The sequence below is a fragment of the Clostridium sp. CM028 genome (assembly GCF_030585565.1).
Taxonomy (GTDB): domain Bacteria; phylum Bacillota; class Clostridia; order Clostridiales; family Clostridiaceae; genus Clostridium_AD; species Clostridium_AD estertheticum_B.
Map to the genome: position 1 here is coordinate 1,668,691 of NZ_CP077766.1, position 22,730 is coordinate 1,691,420.

The window sequence follows — 22,730 nt, forward strand, 5'->3', positions numbered from 1 at the left end:
TATAAAAATCACACCCCATTTAACGGACATAACTAAAAAAAAGTTGTAGGATCCATTTGATGGGGTGTTTTTATATGTTATAGTAATTTATACAATTGATTGAAATATCCTTGTTTTTTCCCCTTTCGTTAGATTAAAAATAGATTGAAAAGTCTTAAATTTATGATAGTTTATAACAAAAAACACCTACATAACAGATAAATCTGAAATCTAGATGTTTAATATAATATTTATTTTTTTCCTGGTGTTAATTTAATACTAATTTATATAACCGTTATTATCCTCATTTTCTAAAAATAATTCTTCAGAGTCATGATCGTAATTAAATACCTCTGCATACCTACCCCAATCAATTATTGAGCCCATTGTATTTTCTACTTCATAAGTTGAAAAATGCTGCATAAATAGTTCCTTAAAAAATTCTTCTTTCATAGTCTTATTTCTCTTACTATTTAACACATTTTCAATAACCCTAAAAGTTGAAATATTTTTAATCTGATTTTTAAATATAGTTTTACTATCTTCTATATCAGCTTCAACGAATTCTTTTCCAAGCGTCGTAATAATTATATCACCCTCTTTTATCTCAGCGAAATTAAGCATACATGTACCCTCAATATTTGGAAGTAAATCATCACTCTCCATCATTAAATCACGTCCAAGCTGATAGATATCCATTTTGCCATCATTATCGTCAATAAGCTCAAGAAGACCTGACATAACTCCTATAGGAGCTTTCGGTATTAGAACAGGTTTTTCTTTATTTTCATTAATAGCTTCAGTTACTTCTTTGTCTTCAATCTTTTCTTCCAATTTCCCACTGGTCAAAACCTTATAGATGTTATCTACAATACTTTCAAATTCGGGAGACTTCCTATTTCTAGGGTGAGGAAGGTCTACCTTTAATTCTGCAATTACCCTTGCAGGATTTTTGCTTAATATTATTATTTTATTAGCCATAAGTACTGCTTCTTCAATATTGTGAGTAATCATTATCACACTTTTCATTGGCATTCTTTTATCAGTCCATAAATCTATAAGCTCAGTTCTTAAATTTTCAGCGGTTAAAAAATCTAGTGCAGAAAAAGGTTCGTCCAAACATAGAAGTTTAGGTTCAACGGCGAGCGCCCTAGCAAATCCAACCCTTTGCCTCATACCACCTGATAATTCTTTAGGATATGCCTCTTCAAATCCATCTAGTCCTATAAGATTTATTAAATCTTCTGCTTTCTCTCTTGTATATTCTTTAGGAAACCCTTTAGCTTTAAGCCCAAGTTCTACATTTTCAAGTACAGTTAGCCATGGATATAAAGCAAATGTTTGAAATACTATAGATGCGTAGGGGTTAACGCCGTTAACTCTTTTTCCATCAAATAAAACTTCACCTTTATCAGGCTGAATTAGACCTGTTACTATTCTTAATATAGTTGATTTACCAGATCCAGATGGTCCGAGTATCCCAACAAAATCGCCTTCATTAATATCTATATTTATATTTTCAATTGTAGGCTTATCTGAACCTCCATAATATTTAGTTATTCCGCTTACTTTAATAAACTCTTTTACCTTTGCCATTACTAACACCTCTTTCTATCTTACTATAGTTCAATTTTATACTTCACTTCTGCTAAATTATACAATGGTTTCCAAATCAACTTATTGAATGTAACTACCACTATACACATAACGATTGTGCTAAGAATAAGCATTGGAAAATCCCCACTATTACTTGCATCTGATATTAATGCGCCAATTCCTATAGTGCTAAATGTCTCTTTCCCAAAATTTACATATTCAGATACTATAGTGGCATTCCAGCATCCACCTGTAGCTGTAATCATTCCAGTTATGAGATAGGGAAATATTGCTGGTAGTATTAGTATCTTCCACTTTTTAAAGCCTTTAAGTCCAAAAGTCTTACTAGCTGCTACCAAATCCTCTGGTATTGCCATTGCTCCTGCAATTACATTAAACAATATATACCATTGCGTTCCCATTAACATCAGAAAGACTGATGCTATACTTAATCCTCCAACAGCATTCATAAATAATCCCAATACTACAGGAAATAGTGCAGTAGCTGGAACCGATGCTATAACTTGGATAATCGGTTGAAATATATTTGCTAGCTTTTTATTCATTCCTATAGCAACTCCAACTGGTACTGTCCATAAAAGTGCTATAACTTGTGCAGCAAGTACTCTTAATAGTGATGCTCCTACTGCTGGAATAAACTTGCTTAATTCATTAAGAGAAACCGTAGATACAAGTTTTAACGCGTTAAATAACGAATAACAAAGTAAAATAATTATTATAATTCGTACTATTATGCTTATAAACTTCCCTAAAATACTAACCCTCGAATATTTGCTACTACTAAATCTGCCTATTAAATTATCAATAATATTATTAGCAAAAAATTTAATTTTACTAAATACCTTTTCTGATAGAAATTCAATAATCACTGAACGTCTTATCATTGTAAGAATGAAGGAGTGGGATTTTTCATCATTCCCAGTAAGCTCTACTTTGAATTTATCAGCCCATACAATTACAGGCTTCCAAACCAATTCGTTTAGCAGTACAATCACTAGTACTAATGTAATTATTCCCCACAAGAGTGCTTTTTCATCTCCCTCATTAGCTGCTGTTTGAAGATAAGATCCTAAACCCTCAAGTCTAAAATTTCTATCCTTTATGGTAAACATTTCACACGCCATTAGAAAGAACCAACCACCAGCCCAAGACATCATGCTATTCCAAACAAGACCTATAGCTGAAAATGGAAGTTCCATGGTTTTAAATTGTTGCCATTTACTTAATTGAAAAACTTCAGTTGCTTCTTTTAAATCTCTTGGAATATTCTTAATTGAATGATAAAAGCTGAAGGTCATATTCCATGCCTGCCCAGTAAAAATCAAAATAATTGAAGCAATTTCAATTCCTATGTTATTATTAGGGAATACTGCAACTAATCCCAAAACAACAGCTGGCAAGAATGAAAGTACAGGAATTGATTGCAAAATATCAAGTATAGGTACCAGAACCTTCTCTGCCTTTTCATTATGGGCAGCCATATATCCGTATATAAATGTAAATATTAATGATAAAATATATGCTGCCGTCATTCTTCCAACTGACTTAAGAGCATAAATTGGAAGCTTTGATAAACTCGTTGAAATCACTACACTTTGACCAGTTGAAGTATGGTTAATACTTGGTGACACCAAAATATACAATAATGCTATTATTGATGCAAATATTATAATGTCAAATAGTCCAAATTTTCTTTTAATAAAACTTACTGTATGTTTCATTTTAAAACCTCCTATGATTTGTATTATGAATTAAAATTAACACATCTCATAGTAATCTAAATAAACTTAATTAGTTAAATCATCGTCTTCGATGCTGCAACCTTATATTTCTACCATAACTAATACATATTTAATAAAACATATCTATCAAATAGCGATTGGCTATGGTAATGATATAAAATTCATTAAATTTGTTTATTAAATTACTATCCGCAGGGCCATCATCCATGTCAATCACCTCCTTAAATCATCTTCTGCGAAGCTGCAATATCAATGACTTCAGAAGGATATTTAGACTCCCACTGAAGTTTTTTCTTTGTTATAGTATGCAACTTCCACTTATAGACGTGGGAGACTTTCCTTCTAAAATATCATAAAATAAAAAATCTCTCCACAACAAGTGAAGAGATTCAATACGAATCAAATAATACCTTCTCCACTCGTTGAGTTTTAGCACTGTAAAGCGTAGAACATAATCATTCATATTATCTATGAATGTTGTCAGCTACATTAAGTAAAACCTTAATCCGGTAGTACCTGCTGACCCATTGGCGTCTCTCGACATTTCTGGGCAGTAGCATATTTCTATACAGTAACCTCACCTAACAAGAATATAAAATTGTTATTCTCAATTAGTTTTAGTCTATATTTTTATAATATGCGTAAAACTAAAGTATGTCAATGATATTTTCAATAGTTTTTAATTGTTGTTATCAATTAGAAACCATTATTAATATCCCACACAGATACTTTATATCTTTAATTTAATAAAATAAACCATAGTATTATTTTATCCAGTTTTTTTAATATCATTCACTACAGTTTCGTCTTATTAATCAAAATTTTCACCTTACTACTACTGTAGATATATTATGAAGCTCTGTAGTTATAGCATATCAAAAAAACAGCATCATAAAAATAGGTATCGTTTCTCCTATCCACTTGTTTATTAACAATTAACATATATTAATGCATATTATTCACAATTAATTCTCATTAATATCTGCATATAATTCTCAATTGATAATATATATTTATATTATTTTTTTTGAGACCTTTAACATTTCTACATTCATAACATATAGTAGTTAGTATATGTATTATTAATTGATAATGAGGTGTAATAAGTGAAAGATAATTCATTAAAAGGTTTGAGTAAGATCGAGGTAAAAACTCTTAGAGAAAAATATGGTTTTAATGAGCTTTTGAAAGTTAAAAAGTCTAATCCCATAATAAAATTTTTAAGTGTATTCAAAGAGCCTATGTTTTTATTATTAGCAGGAGCCTCAACTTTATATTTTATTTTAGGTGAACCAAGAGAAGGTAGTATAATGCTTATTTTTGTTATTTTTGTTGCTACTATAACCTTCGTTCAGGAATGGAAAACCGAAAAAACTATGGATGCTTTAAAAGATTTGACGGCACCCCATGTTATAGCCCTTAGGGATGAAAAAAAACAAGTAATTAAAAGCTGCGAACTTGTGCCTTCTGATATAATTTTTTTATCAGAAGGAGATCGTATTCCAGCAGATTGTGAAGTAATACAGGAATCAAACTTTTCAGTGGATGAATCTTCTCTAACTGGAGAAAGCGAACCTGTATATAAGCTACCCACCGGAGCTATAGATTCCTCTAAGGAATACTGGAAACAGGATTATTTATATGCAGGTACTTTGTCTAATTTCGGGAAATGCACTGCTAGAGTAAGGACAATAGGCTTTGAAACGGAATATGGAAAAATAGGAAAAGCTATAAATGAAACAAATCAGGAACCCTCTCCTCTTCAAAAGAAAGTATCTAATTTAGTAAAAACATTAGCTATTGCTGGCTTTATTTTATGCATTATAGTAATAAGTTTTTCCTATATGCATACTGGTGAATTTGTTGAGAGTATACTCGCAGGTATAACCTTGGCTATGGCCATTATTCCAGAAGAGTTCCCCGTAGTACTTACAATCTTCTTATCCCTAGGCGCATTTAGGTTAGCTAAAAAGAACACCTTAATTCGCAGTATACCCGCTGTGGAAACTTTAGGTTCCACCACCGTTCTTTGCGTAGATAAAACAGGAACAATCACACAAAATATTATGAGGGTAAAAACTATATATAACAATGAATTTATAGACCCAGATAAACTTCTGGATAAAGATTTAGCTAAGCTTTTAGTTTTAGCTTGCGAAAAAGATCCCTACGATCCTATGGAAAAAGCGATAGTTGCAGCTGGCACTGATAAAATAGACATAAATGAGCTTTACAATATTGAGTTAGCTAAAAAATATGCTTTTGATCCTAAAACCAAAAGAATGGCGAACATTTACAAAGAAAATGATACCTATTATATAGCAGCTAAAGGTTCCCCAGAAACTATATTGCCACTATGTAATCTAAGTCCAAATGAAGAAACCAAAATTTTAAATATTATCGATGATATGGCTATCAACGGGTTAAGAGTTATTGTACTGGCTGATTTAGTAACTTGTACCCTTAAAGATAATTTAGAGCAGTATAGATTATGTTTTAAGGGATTAATCGGACTTCAAGATCCACCGAAAGAAGGCGTACAGGATGCTATAAATATATGCAAAAAAGCTGGAGTAAGGGTAATGATGATAACTGGAGATTATTCTAAAACAGCTATAGCCATAGGACATGAGATAGGTCTTAATTTTAATAACTCTGCTATTACTGGAGATGAAATTGATGCTATGACCGACTATGAACTTTGCGAGGCAGTGAAGCATTGTGATATTTTCTCAAGAGTAATTCCAGAACATAAAATGAAGATAGTTAAGGCACTTAAAAAGAACGGTGAAATTGTTGCAATGACTGGTGATGGCGTAAACGATGCCCCAGCTCTAAAAAATGCTAATATAGGTATTGCAATGGGCAAAAGAGGAACAGAGGTTGCGAAAGAAGCTGCCGATATGATTCTAATGGATGATAATTTTACAACTATAGTTCACTCCATAGAAGATGGAAGAAGGGTTTTTGATAACATTCGTAAAGCTATGGTATATATAATGATAATTCACATTCCTATTATGGCCTTAGCGTTATTTTCACCTGTTTTTAACTTACCACAAATATTACTACCTGTTCATATTGTTCTTTTAGAGTTAATTTTGGATCCAACCTGCTCTATAGTTTTTGAAGGTGAACCAGCAGAAGATTATATAATGGATCAGCCCCCACGCTTGCCTGATGAACCTCTACTAACGAGAGCATTAACAAAAAAAGTTTTATTACAGGGTACAACAATGTTTTTAGCAGCATTTTTACCTTTCCACTATATGGTTGACTCAGGTCTAAGTGCAGACTATGCAAGAACTTTTTCTTTAATGAGCCTGATAGTCGGAAATGTAATTTTAGTCTTAGTTAATAGATCCAACACTAAGTATCTATTTAGTATTTTTAAGGAAAAAGGTAGCAAAGCTAGACTTTACATTAATAGCTTAGCCTTAATGATGTTATTTTCAATAGTGTATATTCCAGCTGCTCATCCTATTTTTAAAACTGTAGCGCTGAATTTTAAAACCGCTATACTAGCCTGCATCCTTGGTGCTGCTTCTACTGGTTGGTGGGAAATTGTTAAGTTTTATAATAATCCAAAGAACATAAAATTAAAAAATTAAAAAAAATGCCCTTTCCTAATTAGGATAACTACTGATAGTCTCCCAATTGCCTACAAAAAAAACAAACCCTATAGGTTTAATCCTATAGGGTTTATATTACTTTTTTTACTAGTTTCTGAATCCTCTGTCATTTTGTTGTTTTCTTGCTCTTCTGCAATCAACACATCTTTGAGGTTCATTGTCGAATCCTTTTTCTTTGTAGAATTCTTGTTCGCCTTCAGTGAATACGAAATCTTTACCACAGTCTTTACATACTAAAGTTTTATCTGCCATTTTAAACATTCCTCCTTTTTCAAATATTAAGATCTAACAATCGATTAACAATTATATTCTAAAAAGAGGATATGTTGTTATCTAGTTTAGTCTCAGTAATAACTGGCGTTAACCAGTTAATATAAATGTATTTTACCATACATATAAGTGAATAACAATACATTTTTGATTGTTCGCGATGAATTTTGTACTTATCCTATACGATTATAAATAATTTAATTTTATATTTACACCTTTACAATGTAATATTTATCCTCTATACTATATCTGTATTGCGTTCAATAATACAGTTGACACACTAGGATTATACATTTAAAATAAAAAAGAAAGGAGGAATAAGATGTTTGAATTAGATTTAAGAAGTCGTCTGCCCCTTTACGAACAACTAGTAGAAAAGCTTAAGCAGCTTATAATTAGTGAAATATTGAAGCCTAATCAGCAACTACCTTCAGTGCGCACTATTTCAATGGAGCTTACTATGAACCCCAATACTATTCAAAAAGCGTATAAGGAACTAGAAATACAAGGATATATTCACTCCATAAAAGGAAAAGGCAGTTTCGTTACTCCCTCCGCAAAAGTAGCAGATTCTGAAAACCTAAAGAAAATAGAAAATGAATTAACAAAAATACTGTCTGAGGCGATGTATATGGGGATGACAAAAGAATATATTTTAAAAATAATTTCACAAATACAAACTAATAAGAAGGAGGAATAAATATGATTTCAGTAAAAAATGTTTCTAAATCCTTTGCTGATTTAGAAGCATTACAAAATGTAAACCTTAATGTTAATAAAGGCTCTATTTACGGCCTTGTAGGTTCAAACGGTGCCGGAAAAACAACTCTTTTAAAGCTTTTAGCAGGTATCTATAAACAGGACACGGGAATAGTTCAAATAGCTGGTGAAAATGTGTTTGAGAATGTATTAACCAAATCAGAAATTGTATTTATACCAGATTCCCTTTATTTCTTTTCCCAATATACAATAGATAATATGGCTAACTATTATAAAAATATTTATCCTAAATGGAACAATGAAAGATTTGAAAATCTAATAAAAGTATTTGATATGGATGTAAATAAAAAAATAAATAGTTTATCTAAAGGTATGCAAAGACAGGTTGCCTTTTGGCTTGCACTATCAACTATGCCTAAGGTTATGATTTTAGATGAACCACTTGACGGCTTAGATCCAGTTATGAGGCAAAAGGTCAAAAACTTAATAATCCAAGATGTGGCGGACAAAGAAATGACTATTATTATTTCTTCCCACAATTTAAGGGAATTAGATGATATATGTGACCATATAGGAATTCTTCATAAAGGAACTCTCATAGTAGAAAAAGATTTAGATGCGTTAAAATCTGATGTGCATAAAATACAAATTGCCTTTAAGGATAAAGTACCAAAAGAACTTCTTAGCGGTGCTAATATACTCCACAAGGAAGAAAGAGGAATAGTGCTTCTTCTAATTGTTAGAGGAAATAAGTCTGATGTTATTAATTACTTTAATAAATTTAATCCTGTGATTATGGATGTTCTTACTCTTACCTTAGAAGAAATATTTATATATGAAATGGGGGCCGTTAACTATGAAATTGAAAACATCATGCTTTAATAAAGGGGTACTCGTAAATGATATAAAACGCTTTGGCTGGATAGGCATATGTTACACAATATTTTTATTATTTGAAGTACCTTTTAAAATATTGATGATGAACGCTAGTAACACCGCTCATCCAGAGTATTCTTCATCAATGAAAGATATTTTTAATAATAACATACTATTGATGTCCACTGCAGTTATACCGGTTTTAACTGCTATACTATTATTTAGGTACATACAAAACAAAAAATCTGTAGATATGATTCACGCTCTTCCTATAAAAAGGGTGAAGTTATATGATAACCATATATTTATAGGAATACTGCTTCTTGTATTACCAGTAATTATCACTGCACTTTCTTCATTATTACTTAAAGAATCTTTAAATTTAAACACTGCTAACATTCACTTTACGGTTAATAATGTTATGTTCTGGGCTGGACTAACAATTTTATTTAATATTGTTATTTTTCTTTCAAGTGTTTTAGTTGGTATGTTCACAGGACTTTCAACTGCACAGGGAATACTTACGTATATATTTTTATTTTTACCGCTTGGATTAACTGCCTTAATTAGTTATAATCTTGACTTCTTTATTTATGGCATTGCCAGTAACTACTATATAAATAATAGCATAGAATTTTTTTCCCCAATTACAATGTTTTTAACTAATACACCAATGACTTCAATGGAAATATTTATATATATAATTTTATGTATTGTTTTTTACCTTGTAGCTAGATTTGCATACCATAAAAGAAATTTAGAAGCTGCATCTAATGTTGTTACTTTTAAACATCTACAGCCTGTATTTAAATATGGCATAACCTTCTGCTGTATGCTAGTAGGTGGAACGTATTTTAAAAGCGGAGACTATGATATACGCTTCATAATACTCGGATATGTTATAGGCTCTGTAATTGGATATATTATTGCAGAAATTATAATAACTAAATCCCTAAGAATTTTTAGAAATATAAAGGGGTATTTCATGTACGCAGGTATTATCGCCCTACTAGCACTTGTTATTAATTCTGATATTATTGGATATGAAAAACGAATTCCTACTATAGAAAATATCGACAGCATCGTTATAGATAATGGGTTCTATTATTCAACTAGTTTAAAGGACAACCCAATATCTGCTTATCATGAAATACAAACTCTTAATAACATTGTGAAATTGCATAGTAAGCTTATAGATGATAAAAAAACTTTAAAGTACGCTTCAAATACAAATAAGCAATTTGCTATTCTATATAACTTGAAAAATGGAAAGCAAATAAAAAGACAATATAATATTCCACAAGATGAGTATGGAAAATATCTAAAACCTATATATGAATCAAAGGAATATAAAGAATTTCATAATAGTATTTTAAATACCGATTATAAATCCATTGATAAAATTTCAATTAACTCAAGATATGCAACTAAAGTGGTAACAATAACAAACCAAACAAAAATTAAAGAAGCAACAGATATTTTGAAAAAAGAAGCTTTAAATGAAACTTATGAAAGCATCATAGATTCAAGAGATTCATGGGCGAACATTGATATATTACTATCAAATGATGAAAGAATAAATTTATCTTGGAAAAAATCCTATAAAGAATTTGAAAATTGGTTAAAACAAAATGGATACTATTCTAAGGCTAGAATTTTGCCTGAAGATATAGACTATGCTATTATAGAAAAAAGAAACCCTAGCAACCCCCATGGAGGAATTAATCTTTCGGATGAAACCGTCAATGTAAAAAGACTTAAAATCACTGATAAAACTAAGCTTGAAACCTGTCTAACAAACTACTCACAAAATGTTGAAGGACAGTATGCTTTAGGTCTACATATGAAAAACGGTGATGATATTACTTATTTAAATATTGAAACCGCATATGTACCTGATTTCGTTCGCGAATATTTCAAATAAAACAAGAAAATATGGGGACGGTTAATAACTAATTGAATGCAATTAGTTATTAACCGTCCTTTTTTTATATTTTTACCAAAGAAAGTTCAGATTTGGAGAGAGTATTTTAGGATGTTGAGCAAAATGTATATGATTAAATCATTTACAAATTGGCTAAAATATCTATATGTAGTTAATTATTATAATACAAAGGATGTTTTATTTATGAATGCAAATGACTTTTCAAATATAAACCTAGTAAAATCATTAGATGAAAATATTAATATGATAAAAAACATTTTTATTAATGACACAACAGTCGTATATAGAGATCTATCAATTGGCAAACCTACTAGCACTAAGTGTACGCTTGTTTATATTGATGGAATGGCAAATCTGAAAACAATTAATGAGGATATTATAAAGCCACTTTTGTTAGGTGATATATCTGAGATTAATGATAGTAACATTATGGATATTTTAATGCAAAAAATACTTTTAACTGCAGACAACAAAAAAACATCTATTGTTGATAATATTATTAATGAAATTATATACGGAAAAACTATGCTTTTCATAGATGGTTTGGCTGAAGTAATTTCCATCGGTACTATAGGATGGGAAAAAAGGGCAATTTCAGAACCTCAATCAGAAACTATAATTAGGGGACCTCGGGAAGGCTTTACCGAATCAATGAATTTAAATATTACACTTATTAGGAGGAAGCTTATTAATCCTAACTTAAAATTCGAATTCATGAGAATTGGTGAACAAACTAAAACTCAAATATGTGTATGTTATATTAAAGGTATAGCAATGGAACCTATACATAAAGAGCTAATGACGCGGCTTAATAATATTGATATTGATGGTATTTTAGATTCTGGTTACATAGAGGAATTAATTAAAGATGCCCCTTATTCTCCCTTTAGGACTATTTTTAATACAGAAAGACCTGATGTGGTAGCAGGTAAACTTCTAGAAGGAAGGTTTGCAGTTCTCTGCGATGGAACTCCTGTTGTTTTAACTCTTCCAACTATCTTTGTTGAGGTTTTTCAGAGCAATGAAGACTATTATAACAATTTTTTATATTCCTCCTTTGTCAGATTTCTTCGATGGTTATGTTTTTTTATTAGTACTAGTACTTCAGCTATATATGTAGCACTTGTTACCTTCCATCAAGAACTTATTCCAACTCCACTTCTTTTAAGTATATATTCTGCGAGACAAGGATTACCTTTTCCTTCAATTGTAGAAGCCATGGGCATGATGATTGTATTTGAGATACTTAAAGAAGCAGGTCTTAGAATGCCTAAACATATTGGCGGAGCAATTAGTATAGTAGGTGCCTTAGTGCTTGGTGATGCTGCTGTTAACGCAAGACTAGTCAGTGCCCCTATAGTAATAGTTACTGCACTAACTGGAATTTCAAGCATTATGCTACCTCAAGTGTTAGGAATAGTAGAGATACGAATAATTTTTTTATTATTATCTTCCTTCCTAGGTTTATATGGTTACATTTTTGGCGTAATGGGTTTAGTTCTTCATATGATGTCTATTCGTTCCTTTGGTATACCTTATATGACTAACATCCCTTCTTTTTCTATTCAGGATATAAAAGATACGGTAATTAGAGCTCCCTGGTGGGATATGTATTTAAGACCGAAGCTATTTACAAAAAATAAAAGGCGTCAAAAAAAATTAAGAAAGAGAGACTCCAAATGAAAAAAAAAATCGTAATCATAATTTTTATTATAGCTATGTGTCCTATTATATTATGCGGGTGCTGGAACTATAGCGAAATAGACACATTAGCAATAGTAGCTGGCGTTGCTATAGATAAGGATATATCAACAAATAAATATATTGTTACAACAGAAGTTATAACCACGCAACGTCAAGGTGGTTCCTCAACCATTGGTTCTGAGCTATATAGCTCCGAAGGTGACAGTATATTTAATGCGGTGAGAAATATGATAAAAAAAACTGGTTTAAAACTTTTTTGGAGTGCTGAAAAGGTGCTAATAATAAGTGAGCCAGTCGCAAATGAAGGGGTAATTCCGGTGATCGATTGGGCCCATAGAGACTCCAGCCTTAGATCAGATATGTGGATTCTAATAGCAAAGGGTGATAGTGCTGCCGAAATTTTAAAAACTAAGGTTAATCTTAATAACGTAACTTCATTTCATCTTAATGATGCCATGACTTCATGGGAAACACTCTCTAAATTTCCTAACTCAATGTTATGGTTATTTGTCGATGCAATGTCTTCAGAAGGTAAGTCTGAAGCAATAGCTACAGTTAAAAATGAGCTTAATGCTGGAACTATAGTTCCTAATTTAAATGGCTCTGCTATTTTTAAGTCCGATAAGCTTGTAGGATATATAGATGGAGACGAAACCCTATACATGCTTATGATTCAGAACAAAATAAAACAAGGGTTAATTACTTTGAAAGATGTTTCAGGTTCTGGCACCAGCATAACCTTAGAAATACATGAAAATAAAACTAAATTAACCCCCCTTTATAACAATGGAATATCATCACTTATAATTGATATATACCCAGTTGTAACTATATCTGAGGTTGGAGGAACTAAAGATTTTATTAAAGAGGAAAATTTAAAAATACTTAAGAGTGAAGCAGAAAAAAAAATTGAAGATAATATACAATCTTTAATTAGTAAATTACAGAAAAATTACCATAGCGACGTTTTAGGTTTTGGAGAAATTTTCAAAAAAGAAAAACCAAAAGTAAGTGAGACTTACAAAAATAATGGAGAAGATATTTTGATAGGTCTAAAGACTGAAGTTAACGTGCACCTGAAAATAAAGGGTAGTGGTACAACAACAAATCCTATTTCAATAGAAAAATAATCAAAGGAGAATTTATAAATGTTTTTACTTGTAATAATTTTTTATATCATAGTAATGTTTTTTGAAACTGTCGTACTATTAAAAGAAAAAGATATTGGTAAAATAGCACTTTATTTTTCTCTGATTATATTTTCAATGATAATTAGCATTCTTCTAACTTTAGGAGTACAGTTACCAAGTCCATCGAATCAAATAAAAAATATTGTAGTTTCGATATTTGGCAAATCAAATTAGTTTATTTACTGTTTATCATTACAGCAAATAGTATGGGAGGCATAAATGAAAAATGAAGTTATTTCTGAAAGACAAGCTACAATACTTATAATACTTTTTATAATTGGAACTTCTTTTTTAAGAGGATCTGGAGGAGGCGATGCAAAACAAGATGCCTGGATAGCAATAATTATTGCTATTTTGTGGTCTATTATATTGTTACTTATGTTTTCTAAAATTTTATCCTCATATCCTGGGAAAGATTTATTTGATATACTTCAAATCGTTATGGGGAAGTTTATAGGGAAAACAATAAGTATACTAATGATATGGTTTGCCTTTCATGATGGCTCCTTAACTCTTAGAAGCTTATCAGAATTTACTGATATCTTAGCGTTACCTGATACACCAGTGGTAGTTCCTATGATTTTTTTTACTATACTTCTTATATGGTGTTTAAAAGAAGGTATTGAAGTCTTAGGAAGATGGTCTGAGTTCTTCATTTGGATTGTAATTCTAATATTTTTTACTGTCTCTATATTTTCAATTTCACAAATGAATATAAGCAAATTAAAACCAATACTAAGTAGCGGTGCCGCTCCACTTCTAAGAGGTGCTTTCTCAAGTTTTACTTATCCATTTGGTGAAACCGTAATTTTTACAATGGTATTTTCTAATATATCTAAAGTTAGAAATTATAAAAAAACATTTATGGTAGGCTTACTAGTGGGTGGAGGGCTTATATTTTTAGCAACATTAAGAAATATTTTAGTATTAGGAAGTGGAACCTTATCAAGATTATATTTCCCTTCTCCCACGGTAATAAGCCTTATTCACCTAGGTAATTTGCTTCAAAGACTCGAAATGACAGTAGCTATTCAATTTTTAGTATGCGTCTTTGTTAAAGTAAGTATATGTATTTTTGCAGTTTGCAATGGAATTTCCAAGGTTTTTGGATTTAATGATTACAAATTTATTGCAACACCTGTAGCTCTTCTAATGTTTAACTTCTCTTTTTTTGTTTACGAGAGTACCATGGAAATGTCATCCTGGACTTTGAATATATTGCCATATTATTCTTTTGTATTTGAAGTTATAATACCTTTAGTTATTTTTATTGTGGTGGAGATTAGGAGTAGAAGTTCAAAAACAACAAGCGTAATTAAATAATTACTTAGTATTGTTTCAGCTAAGTCATATGCAAATGAGTATAACAATCATATTTTTCAAAATTATTTTTTTAGTATAAATAATATATGATATAATATAAATACTTTTAAAATTTCTAGTATATGCATTGAAAGGAAGTGTTCCACATATGTTGAAAGAATTTAAGAAATTTGCTCTTAAAGGGAGTGTATTAGATTTAGCAATAGCTGTTGTTATAGGTGCGGCGTTTTCTAAAATAGTTACCTCTTTAGTGAATGAAATTATAATGCCCTTCCTTGGCATATTAATGGGTGGAATTAATTTTAGTAGTTTACAATATGATATACCTTCATCTATAGCCGGTGGAGTAGCATTGTCAATTAAATATGGTTTATTTATTCAATCTATCATAGACTTTTTAATAATTGCTTTTTCACTTTTTATATTTATAAAAGCTATACAATCTGTTAAAAAGAAAGAAATCGAAAAAATTATCGCTCCCAAAATTTCAAATGAAGAAGTGCTATTAAGTGAAATTAGAGACTTATTACAACAAAGAAAATAATATAAAAAATCTCCAAGTAAACATTTCACTTGGAGATTTTTGTATAATTAATTATATTTACATTCAATTTATACAAACAACTAAAACATGGGAGTTATAAATATATAAAGGAGGTGCTTCGTTTGAAGTTTTTTTCCTGTAAGAAGAAATCATTTTTAATCTTGCTTTTACCCTTAGGTATTCTCCTAACTCAAATATCTAGAATGTTTCCGACTCTTATAGAAAAATACTATTCATCATTTTTTTATAAAATAATTGCTAATATTTTAAGTGCAATTACCCACTTCTTACCATTTTCTCTTGCAGAACTTACAATTATTTTCTTTGTAACTTTCGCGTTATTGTATATTTTAAAAACAACTTTTGACTTATACAAATATGAAAATAAAAGATTAGGTATTTTAAAACACTTTGTTTTAAATATACTTGCTGCATCCGGATTAATATATTTTTCATTCCAGTTTTTATGGGGATTTAATTATCAAAGACTTACACTCAATAAAATATTTCAGTTAAATGTCCGCTCGTCATCTTCAAATGAACTTGCTTCACTTTGCATGCATCTTATAAATAGTTCAAGTTCTCTAAGAAAAAAAACAAACGAAAACCAATATGGTGTAATGGAACTTTCTTATAATAAAAAGTATATCCTAAAAACTGCTCAATTAGGATATGATAAAGTTTCACTTAAATATGCTGCATTAAAAGGTAACTATGGAATACCTAAGGGTATATTACTTTCAAGTCCAATGTGCTATACAGGAATTACAGGTTTTTATTTTCCTTTTACTAACGAAGCAAATATTAATATGGCAGAACCTGATTCATTCCTTCCATTTACCACGGTTCACGAAATGGCCCATCAAAGAGGCTTTGCCAAAGAAGATGAAGCAAACTATATTGCATATATAGCTTGTATAAATCATCCGTATATAGATTTTCAATACTCTGGAACACTTGCAGCATTATCTTATTCATTAAATGCATTACAAAAAAGTGATTCACAAAAATATAAAGAATTGATTTTAACTTGTAGCACAGGTGTAATTAATGACTTGAAGTACAACCAATCTTTTTGGGAAATGTACTCCGGTCCTATAGAAAAAATAGGAGATAAAATTAACGACACTTATCTTAAATCTCAAAATCAACAATCGGGAACAAAAAGCTATGGTGCAATGGTCGACTTACTTCTTGCTGATTACAGAGAAAAATGATTTTAAAACACCGTGGTTAAAATTAACCACGGTGTTTTAAAAATCATCAATCAAACCTATTATATTATTTCTGTGAATCATTTTATGTTATTTTACATGTTGCTATCTAACTCTTCTTGCAGACATATAATCACTTCTCGTTAATTGTGATATTTTAACTACATCCCCTGTGCTTGGTGCGTGTATGTATGAATTATTTCCTACATAAATACCAACATGGTGAGGACTTCCTGATCCAAAGAATACCAAATCTCCTGGTTGTAAATTCTCTCTAGACACATATGATCCGTGAGTTATCTGAGCATAAGTATCTCTACCTGTAGTAACTCCAAAATGTGCATATACATATTGAGTAAAACCTGAACAATCAAATGAATTTGGACCCGTTGCTCCCCACACATATGGTGTTCCCAGGAAAGTTTTAGCATATTCTATTACTTCATTTGAACCAATTGGTAAAGTTGGTTTTGGTAAAGTCGGTTTTGGTAAAGTTGGTTTTGGTAAGGTTGGTTTTGGTTTGCTTACCTCTTCAACTATTTCTTTTTCATCATTTGTTTCATTTTTCACTGCGGTACTTACCTGCCCTCTTGATGGGGTATTTTCTTGAGTTTTTTTAGTATCTATTGCCATATCGTATTTACGTTTTTGATCTGCTTCATCTTTTATTTGATTCGTAGTACTGTCTACTGAAGCCTGTATTTTTATCATCTCATTTTTATTCAATTCTTCCTGTTTATTAGCTTCTACTACTAGTAGTCCTTGTTCTTTTTTCTTTGCACTAAGCTCGTCCAATTTAATTTCATTATTAGCTTTTAACGCTAGAACTTTTACTTTTTTATCATTAAGAGCTTTTTTTCTATCCTCAATAATTTTCTTTTTCTCATTTAATTCTTTAATAATTTTGTTATCATATTCTACAATTTTTTTAACATTTTCTACTCTTGAGATAAGGTCTTCGACTCCTTCAGAATCAAGTAGTATCTCTAAATAACTATCTGCTCCGTTCATATACATTGCTCTCATTCTTTCATTAAATACAGATTCCTCGCCCTTTATATTGTGCTCGGCAACTACTATATCTTTTGTAGTCTTCTCTATTTTTTTCTCAGTACTATATATCTCATTTTTTGCTTTATCAATTCCTGCGTTCATGTTCCCAATATCTAAATCTAACATTTCAATAGATATCTCTAATTGGTCAGAATTCTTTTGTGACAAACTATATGAACCCTGTTGTTCTAGCAGCTGCTTCTTTTGATTATCTAACTGCTGCGTTAGTGACACTGCGAACATCGGCTTACTTACTGACATAACTAGTCCAATAGCTATAAGTAAAGGTAATATTCTTCTTCTCATTGTTACTCCCCCCATATCTTATGTTGTAAAATCATCATTAATTCTCATATTATTATTTCCTAACCATATTATAGCACTATATTAGGCAATTGGAACGATTAATATAAATTAACCTTATTAACAGTCCAAATTAATTTAAATTATTATTACCTGTCCAGCTCTATACATCTACATCCATTTCTAAATATCTCATTTATTTAATCTTTTTTACTATGTTTGTTTGTTTGTTTTTTCGTTTTTCTTTATCCTTTGCTTTAGATAATTGCGGCGTTTTTTCTTTTATTGAGCTATCTTGTGTAATATAACTAGTTGCTACCTTTACAGGGCTTATAATAGGTGTCTTAACAGACTTCTTTATAGCCTCCTTAATAGCATCTTTCTCTATACTTGATGACCCTACTACGGGGCTCACTATTTCGGTCCTATCTATAGTGTTCATAACTGTACTTTCTTTTTTATTCCCATGGAAAATATAAATGCTTGCTAGAGTTACAACTAGACAACAGAAAAACCCATTTTTAATTTTTGTTAACTTCCCTTTATTTGTGATTTTTGTTTTAGCTTTTTTAGTCCCCACATTTGTGCTAATATTATAGTCACTCAAACCCGCTATTTTTTCATATTTATCTTTTTTTAATACTTCTAAAATTTCTTTTTTTAGATCTTTAACCGAAATATATCTATCCTTAATATCAATCTTAACGCACTTCTGTATTATTATTTTTAATTTTTCATTAATATCAGGCCCATAATTTTCGTTCAAAAGAGGTTCTATACCTGTGAAAGGGGTCTTCCCTTTCACCATAAAGTATACTAACATTCCGATGCCATATATATCTGTTTGCGTACAACATTTCCCTAAGCCGTATTGCTCTGGAGCCGCATATCCATTAGAACCTGCGCACACTGTGTCTTGCGACTTGTCACCCTTATAAATTTTCGAAATACCAAAATCAATCAAAACAACTTTTTCACTGGTTGTTATAATTATGTTCGATGGTTTTATATCTCTATATATAATAGCTGGATTTTGATTATGTAAATATCCTATAATATCACATAAATCAGATGTAATCCGGCAAGTTTTTTCTGTCTGTATTCTACCATTTACCTTAACATACTCCTTTAGTGTTTGACCCTCTACGTAATCTTGAACCATATATAGATTGTTATTTTCATAAAATATATCAACTATTCTCCGAATACCTGGATGGCTTAGATTTTTTAAAATGTTAGCCTCTGTTAAAATATCTATATTTTTTGTATTTTTTATTACTTCTTTTATAGCCCAAAAATTACCCTGAATTATATTTTCGCATAAATAAACAGTGCCCATTCCACCCTTGCCTAAAATTTTAATTACTACATATTTTTTGTCTAATATATCTCCACTATTTAGCATAATTCACCTCTTGTATAAATGTTTCATAACTTATTCATCTAATAACATATGTATAAATATAAAATTTTAAGTGATATTTTCTTTTTATAGTCATACCTTATCCAATAATAATATATATATAAATATAGGTATATTGGGTATCTAATATCCTTTACGCGAAAGTATATACAAATATAAAATGCATTTGCTATTATTGTTTTACCACAAATAATAATAGCTTAACAAAAGAGAACACAAATACAAGGTAATTATATCAAACTTCCCATTGATTTACCATATATTCATGTTAAATGTTACTAACAATATGCCAATAGGATTTTTATTAGAGTTTCTTTAATGCTATATAGCTATCTCTCACAATTTATTAAATACCCAATAAATCTTACAGTTTCCTTGTAAATAAAAAATTTCTTTGTTTTTTTAAGTACCATTATTAACTCCCTGAATATAATAACACTGTAGAGCGAATTAAGGAGATGACTATTTATGGCTTTCAGTGCTAGGGAGTTATTGGCTAGAATACTACAATGTGAGGCTGGTGGAGAAGGCGAAAATGGGATGAAAGCTGTTGCCTCTGTAGTTATGAACAGAGTGCACGTAGCAGATGGTGAATATCTTAGGATAGGTCAAGGTGATTTAAGGAATATCATATTTCAGGAAGGACAATTTGATTGTGCAAGATCTGTAATTCGTGGTGTGACTAACCCACAAACCATTTGGGCGAGTCGACCAGAGCAGATACATTATGATATTGCTGATTGGGCTTTAGCTGGCAATAGATTATATACAACAGGTGAGTCCTTATGGTATTTTAATCCCTATGCACCATGTCCAGATGAATTCCCTTTCAATGGTAGTGGTATCTATCAAGTCAGTGTAGGTCTACATTGCTTTTACAATCCCACAGCGAAGTATTTTACTACTTAATTAAAAAGCATTACTAACTATACCTTTAGATAATAATTTAATATAATTTTTAAGGAGGATATTTTATGTTTATAGCACCACCTAACAATTTTAATCAAATTCCAATGTGGGACAGTGTTCCTGTGTTTTCTGAACCCCCAATGGCACCTATTCCAAAATTTGGTACAGATGATAATACAAGAGAAAGACCTGCGATGCCAACCCCTGATAGTAACCAGCACCGTGAAATGCCACCTGTCTCACCCATAGTAGATAATCCACTTTATAATCAAGGTTGGTTATCTACCCAAATAGGTAAATATATAAAAGTAGAATTTTTAATTGGAACTGGTATGTGGGTTGATCGCGAAGGCATATTAAAAGAAGTTGGTATTAGTTTTATTGTCATTCAAGAAAGTGGTTCAAATGATCTGGTAATGTGTGATATATTCTCTATTAGATTTGTAAGAATTTTTAAAAACCAATCTAAATGTACAGATAATTATGAAAAACAGACAAAATCTTCGTATTAATGTAATTTAAAATCACGAAACATATAAAAGATGCCCCTAGTGAACTTAACTCACTAGGGGCATTTCTTATAATTTTATTTTACATTCTCAACTTCACCATACTTTACTCCAAACGTGTCCACAGTAACTTTTTTCATCTTTTGATCTTTTTTAGGTTTATCATTACTCCCAGTCTCAACAGCTACTATTTTATCCACTGTTTCCATACCTTCTGTAACCTTACCAAAAGCAGCATAATCACCATCTAAGTTGCTACTTTCCTTAATCATTATAAAAAACTGTGAACCAGCTGAGTCTTTATCAGCACTTCTAGCCATAGATACTACTCCTCTTTCATGTTTTAAAGGGTTGTCGAAACTATTATTACTAAACTCGCCGCTTATTGTATACCCGGGGCCGCCCGTGCCCGTTCCTTCTGGGTCTCCTCCTTGTATCATAAAACCTGGTATTACCCTATGAAAAATTAATCCATTATAATAACCACTCTGGACTAAAGAAACAAAATTTCTAACTGTATTCGGTGCAATTTCTGGATATAATTCTACCTTAATAGTCGAGCCATCTTCCATTACTATAGTAACCATTGGATTTTTGTCATTAGCTCCTTTTTCTGTTTGTTTTTTAACTACTGGAGTAGGTTCTACCTCTTTTGTTGCTTTAGGTTTACTATCGACATTATCTTTTTCCTTATTAGCGCATCCAGCTGCCAAAAACACAAAAATCACTGTACCCAATATCATTGTTTTTTTTAAAAACTTCATCCTTTTCATTTTTAAACGCTCCTTCATAACTTGCCTAGCATTAACTATCTTCCGCGAAAATACAATATTAACGACTTCGGAAGGAGATTTTCACTCCCACTGAAGTTTTATTTTTGTTATAACACGGAACCCTCACTTGTAGAAGTTTAAGACCTCCCTTTTGAAATGTCATTAATCCTCTACACACTAGATTTAATTAATTCCATATTACCTTCAAGTGTATACTCTATTCCTTTTGATATATAAACTGTTTCTTCTTCTTTTAATTTCATTTGCCCATTACTCACTTTTATTACTCCCTCGCCACATATTACAGTGTAGCTATGGAAACTATCATTAACTATGTCTATATAATTGTTATTGACAATAATTTTTTCCACTTTAAAATAAGGTGTCTCTAATTTATTAAAATTATCAATTTTCCCACCTTTATTCTTACCATCATAATCTATAACATCTAAGGATTTTTCAATATGCACTTCTCTGCCTCGTCCCCAGTCATGAAGTCTATAAGTAATGTTGCTATTTTGTTGCACCTCAATAAGCTTTACACCAGATTCTATAGCATGTACCGTACCCGCTGGTATGTAGATGAAATCTCCCCTGCTTATATTGATTCGTTCTAAATAATCTTCTAGTTTACCTTCTTTTATAATTTGCCTTAGCTTTTCTTTATTTAAACCTTTCTTTATTCCTGATACTAAAGTCGCTCCCTCTTTAGCTTCCAATATATACCAACACTCTGTTTTTCCATTAGCATTTTCAACCCTTTTAGCATAATCATCATTTGGATGTACTTGTACTGATAAGGTATCTTCTGCTTTTATAATTTTATTTAGTATAGGAAAATCACTACCACATCCTAAAATTTCAGACAATTCTCGTCCTTCATAAATTCCTTCTTGCACCGTAGAATTTCCCTCTTCATGACATGAAAGTACCCATTTCTCCCATCCCCATATTTTTTCACTTAAGTATGGCTTTAATTTTAAAATTAATTCTTTAGACAATAC

General features: G+C 30.9%; 19 protein-coding genes, 1 pseudogene and 1 riboswitch. Of the genes and pseudogenes, 12 read left to right on the top strand and 8 right to left on the bottom strand.

Annotated elements, in window-relative coordinates; genetic code table 11:
- Window positions 1-258 precede the first annotated feature (258 nt).
- On the bottom strand, window positions 259-1,575 hold the full coding sequence (locus tag KTC94_RS07800; protein ID WP_216302705.1) for a nitrate/sulfonate/bicarbonate ABC transporter ATP-binding protein: 1,317 nt from the start codon (window positions 1,573-1,575) through the stop codon (window positions 259-261).
- Between the two features lie 23 nt (window positions 1,576-1,598).
- Window positions 1,599-3,317: an ABC transporter permease subunit gene (locus KTC94_RS07805; protein WP_216302704.1), complete on the bottom strand. Its 1,719-nt coding sequence runs from the start codon at window positions 3,315-3,317 to the stop codon at window positions 1,599-1,601.
- 427 nt (window positions 3,318-3,744) lie between these two features.
- Window positions 3,745-3,934, bottom strand: a riboswitch (M-box (ykoK) riboswitch).
- A gap of 510 nt (window positions 3,935-4,444) precedes the next feature.
- Here KTC94_RS07805 and KTC94_RS07810 point away from each other — a divergent pair.
- A complete protein-coding gene (locus KTC94_RS07810; RefSeq protein WP_220319912.1) occupies window positions 4,445-6,949 on the top strand; it encodes a cation-translocating P-type ATPase in 2,505 nt (834 codons plus the stop codon).
- Window positions 6,950-7,057: 108 nt separating this feature from the next.
- Here the strand turns inward: KTC94_RS07810 and KTC94_RS07815 are convergent, their stop codons facing one another.
- Entirely contained in the window at window positions 7,058-7,222 is a 165-nt protein-coding gene (locus tag KTC94_RS07815; RefSeq protein WP_165413014.1) for a zinc-ribbon domain-containing protein, read from the bottom strand.
- A 340-nt stretch (window positions 7,223-7,562) separates the two neighbouring features.
- On the opposite strand from KTC94_RS07815, the gene KTC94_RS07820 reads away from it, so the two are divergent.
- The 9 genes from KTC94_RS07820 (at window position 7,563) to KTC94_RS07860 (ending at window position 16,759) form a co-directional block, all read left to right on the top strand.
- Entirely contained in the window at window positions 7,563-7,940 is a 378-nt protein-coding gene (locus KTC94_RS07820; protein WP_216302702.1) for a GntR family transcriptional regulator, read from the top strand.
- Between the two features lie 2 nt (window positions 7,941-7,942).
- Window positions 7,943-8,842 (top strand): ABC transporter ATP-binding protein, encoded by a 900-nt coding sequence (locus KTC94_RS07825; protein ID WP_220319911.1) that lies wholly within the window; start codon window positions 7,943-7,945, stop codon window positions 8,840-8,842.
- Window positions 8,817-10,760 (top strand): DUF6449 domain-containing protein, encoded by a 1,944-nt coding sequence (locus KTC94_RS07830; RefSeq protein ID WP_220319910.1) that lies wholly within the window; start codon window positions 8,817-8,819, stop codon window positions 10,758-10,760. The genes KTC94_RS07825 and KTC94_RS07830 overlap by 26 nt, the downstream gene beginning before the upstream one ends.
- A gap of 123 nt (window positions 10,761-10,883) precedes the next feature.
- Complete coding sequence (locus tag KTC94_RS07835; RefSeq protein ID WP_216302699.1) at window positions 10,884-12,464, top strand: spore germination protein; 1,581 nt, start codon at window positions 10,884-10,886, stop codon at window positions 12,462-12,464.
- Window positions 12,461-13,615, top strand: a complete 1,155-nt coding sequence (locus KTC94_RS07840) for a Ger(x)C family spore germination protein (RefSeq protein WP_216302698.1) — start codon at window positions 12,461-12,463, stop codon at window positions 13,613-13,615. Before KTC94_RS07835 ends, KTC94_RS07840 begins: the two co-directional genes overlap by 4 nt.
- An 18-nt stretch (window positions 13,616-13,633) precedes the next feature.
- Entirely contained in the window at window positions 13,634-13,849 is a 216-nt protein-coding gene (locus KTC94_RS07845; RefSeq protein WP_216302697.1) for a hypothetical protein, read from the top strand.
- Window positions 13,850-13,894: 45 nt separating this feature from the next.
- Window positions 13,895-14,998 carry an endospore germination permease gene (locus KTC94_RS07850; RefSeq protein WP_216302696.1) on the top strand — a complete coding sequence of 368 codons (1,104 nt, stop codon included), beginning with the start codon at window positions 13,895-13,897 and terminating at the stop codon, window positions 14,996-14,998.
- Window positions 14,999-15,146: 148 nt separating this feature from the next.
- On the top strand, window positions 15,147-15,542 hold the full coding sequence (gene mscL, locus KTC94_RS07855) for a large-conductance mechanosensitive channel protein MscL (protein ID WP_216302695.1): 396 nt from the start codon (window positions 15,147-15,149) through the stop codon (window positions 15,540-15,542).
- 122 nt (window positions 15,543-15,664) lie between these two features.
- Complete coding sequence (locus KTC94_RS07860; protein WP_220319909.1) at window positions 15,665-16,759, top strand: DUF3810 domain-containing protein; 1,095 nt, start codon at window positions 15,665-15,667, stop codon at window positions 16,757-16,759.
- A 102-nt stretch (window positions 16,760-16,861) separates the two neighbouring features.
- Here KTC94_RS07860 and KTC94_RS17755 read toward each other — a convergent pair whose 3' ends face one another.
- The 3 genes and pseudogenes from KTC94_RS17755 to KTC94_RS07870 form a co-directional block, all read right to left on the bottom strand.
- Complete coding sequence (locus KTC94_RS17755; RefSeq protein ID WP_366510001.1) at window positions 16,862-17,158, bottom strand: C40 family peptidase; 297 nt, start codon at window positions 17,156-17,158, stop codon at window positions 16,862-16,864.
- Window positions 17,159-17,198: 40 nt separating this feature from the next.
- Window positions 17,199-17,246 (bottom strand): annotated as a pseudogene (locus KTC94_RS17760) (hypothetical protein); the annotation flags it as partial.
- A 1,062-nt stretch (window positions 17,247-18,308) separates the two neighbouring features.
- Window positions 18,309-19,517 carry a serine/threonine-protein kinase gene (locus KTC94_RS07870; protein ID WP_220319908.1) on the bottom strand — a complete coding sequence of 403 codons (1,209 nt, stop codon included), beginning with the start codon at window positions 19,515-19,517 and terminating at the stop codon, window positions 18,309-18,311.
- A 486-nt stretch (window positions 19,518-20,003) separates the two neighbouring features.
- On the opposite strand from KTC94_RS07870, the gene KTC94_RS07875 reads away from it, so the two are divergent.
- Entirely contained in the window at window positions 20,004-20,444 is a 441-nt protein-coding gene (locus KTC94_RS07875) for a cell wall hydrolase (protein ID WP_216302691.1), read from the top strand.
- A 65-nt stretch (window positions 20,445-20,509) separates the two neighbouring features.
- Window positions 20,510-20,956, top strand: coding sequence for a hypothetical protein (locus KTC94_RS07880; RefSeq protein ID WP_220319907.1), 447 nt, complete (start codon window positions 20,510-20,512; stop codon window positions 20,954-20,956).
- Between the two features lie 74 nt (window positions 20,957-21,030).
- Here KTC94_RS07880 and KTC94_RS07885 read toward each other — a convergent pair whose 3' ends face one another.
- Together KTC94_RS07885 and KTC94_RS07890 are read right to left on the bottom strand one after the other, a co-directional pair.
- Window positions 21,031-21,726 (bottom strand): peptidylprolyl isomerase, encoded by a 696-nt coding sequence (locus KTC94_RS07885; RefSeq protein ID WP_369811889.1) that lies wholly within the window; start codon window positions 21,724-21,726, stop codon window positions 21,031-21,033.
- Between the two features lie 170 nt (window positions 21,727-21,896).
- Window positions 21,897-22,727, bottom strand: a complete 831-nt coding sequence (locus KTC94_RS07890; protein WP_220319906.1) for a type I phosphomannose isomerase catalytic subunit — start codon at window positions 22,725-22,727, stop codon at window positions 21,897-21,899.
- Window positions 22,728-22,730: the final 3 nt, after the last annotated feature.

Excerpts from the sequence above, each read along its gene's own strand:
- KTC94_RS07800 (WP_216302705.1), bottom strand. The coding sequence starts at position 1,575 with ATGGCAAAGGTAAAAGAGTTTATTAAAGTAAGCGGAATAACTAAATAT.
- KTC94_RS07805 (WP_216302704.1), bottom strand. The coding sequence starts at position 3,317 with ATGAAACATACAGTAAGTTTTATTAAAAGAAAATTTGGACTATTTGAC.
- KTC94_RS07815 (WP_165413014.1), bottom strand. The coding sequence starts at position 7,222 with ATGGCAGATAAAACTTTAGTATGTAAAGACTGTGGTAAAGATTTCGTA.
- KTC94_RS07820 (WP_216302702.1), top strand. The coding sequence starts at position 7,563 with ATGTTTGAATTAGATTTAAGAAGTCGTCTGCCCCTTTACGAACAACTA.
- KTC94_RS07825 (WP_220319911.1), top strand. The coding sequence starts at position 7,943 with ATGATTTCAGTAAAAAATGTTTCTAAATCCTTTGCTGATTTAGAAGCA.
- KTC94_RS07830 (WP_220319910.1), top strand. The coding sequence starts at position 8,817 with ATGAAATTGAAAACATCATGCTTTAATAAAGGGGTACTCGTAAATGAT.
- KTC94_RS07835 (WP_216302699.1), top strand. The coding sequence starts at position 10,884 with ATGTATATGATTAAATCATTTACAAATTGGCTAAAATATCTATATGTA.
- KTC94_RS07840 (WP_216302698.1), top strand. The coding sequence starts at position 12,461 with ATGAAAAAAAAAATCGTAATCATAATTTTTATTATAGCTATGTGTCCT.
- KTC94_RS07845 (WP_216302697.1), top strand. The coding sequence starts at position 13,634 with ATGTTTTTACTTGTAATAATTTTTTATATCATAGTAATGTTTTTTGAA.
- KTC94_RS07850 (WP_216302696.1), top strand. The coding sequence starts at position 13,895 with ATGAAAAATGAAGTTATTTCTGAAAGACAAGCTACAATACTTATAATA.
- mscL (WP_216302695.1), top strand. The coding sequence starts at position 15,147 with ATGTTGAAAGAATTTAAGAAATTTGCTCTTAAAGGGAGTGTATTAGAT.
- KTC94_RS07870 (WP_220319908.1), bottom strand. The coding sequence starts at position 19,517 with ATGCTAAATAGTGGAGATATATTAGACAAAAAATATGTAGTAATTAAA.
- KTC94_RS07875 (WP_216302691.1), top strand. The coding sequence starts at position 20,004 with ATGGCTTTCAGTGCTAGGGAGTTATTGGCTAGAATACTACAATGTGAG.
- KTC94_RS07880 (WP_220319907.1), top strand. The coding sequence starts at position 20,510 with ATGTTTATAGCACCACCTAACAATTTTAATCAAATTCCAATGTGGGAC.
- KTC94_RS07885 (WP_369811889.1), bottom strand. The coding sequence starts at position 21,726 with ATGAAAAGGATGAAGTTTTTAAAAAAAACAATGATATTGGGTACAGTG.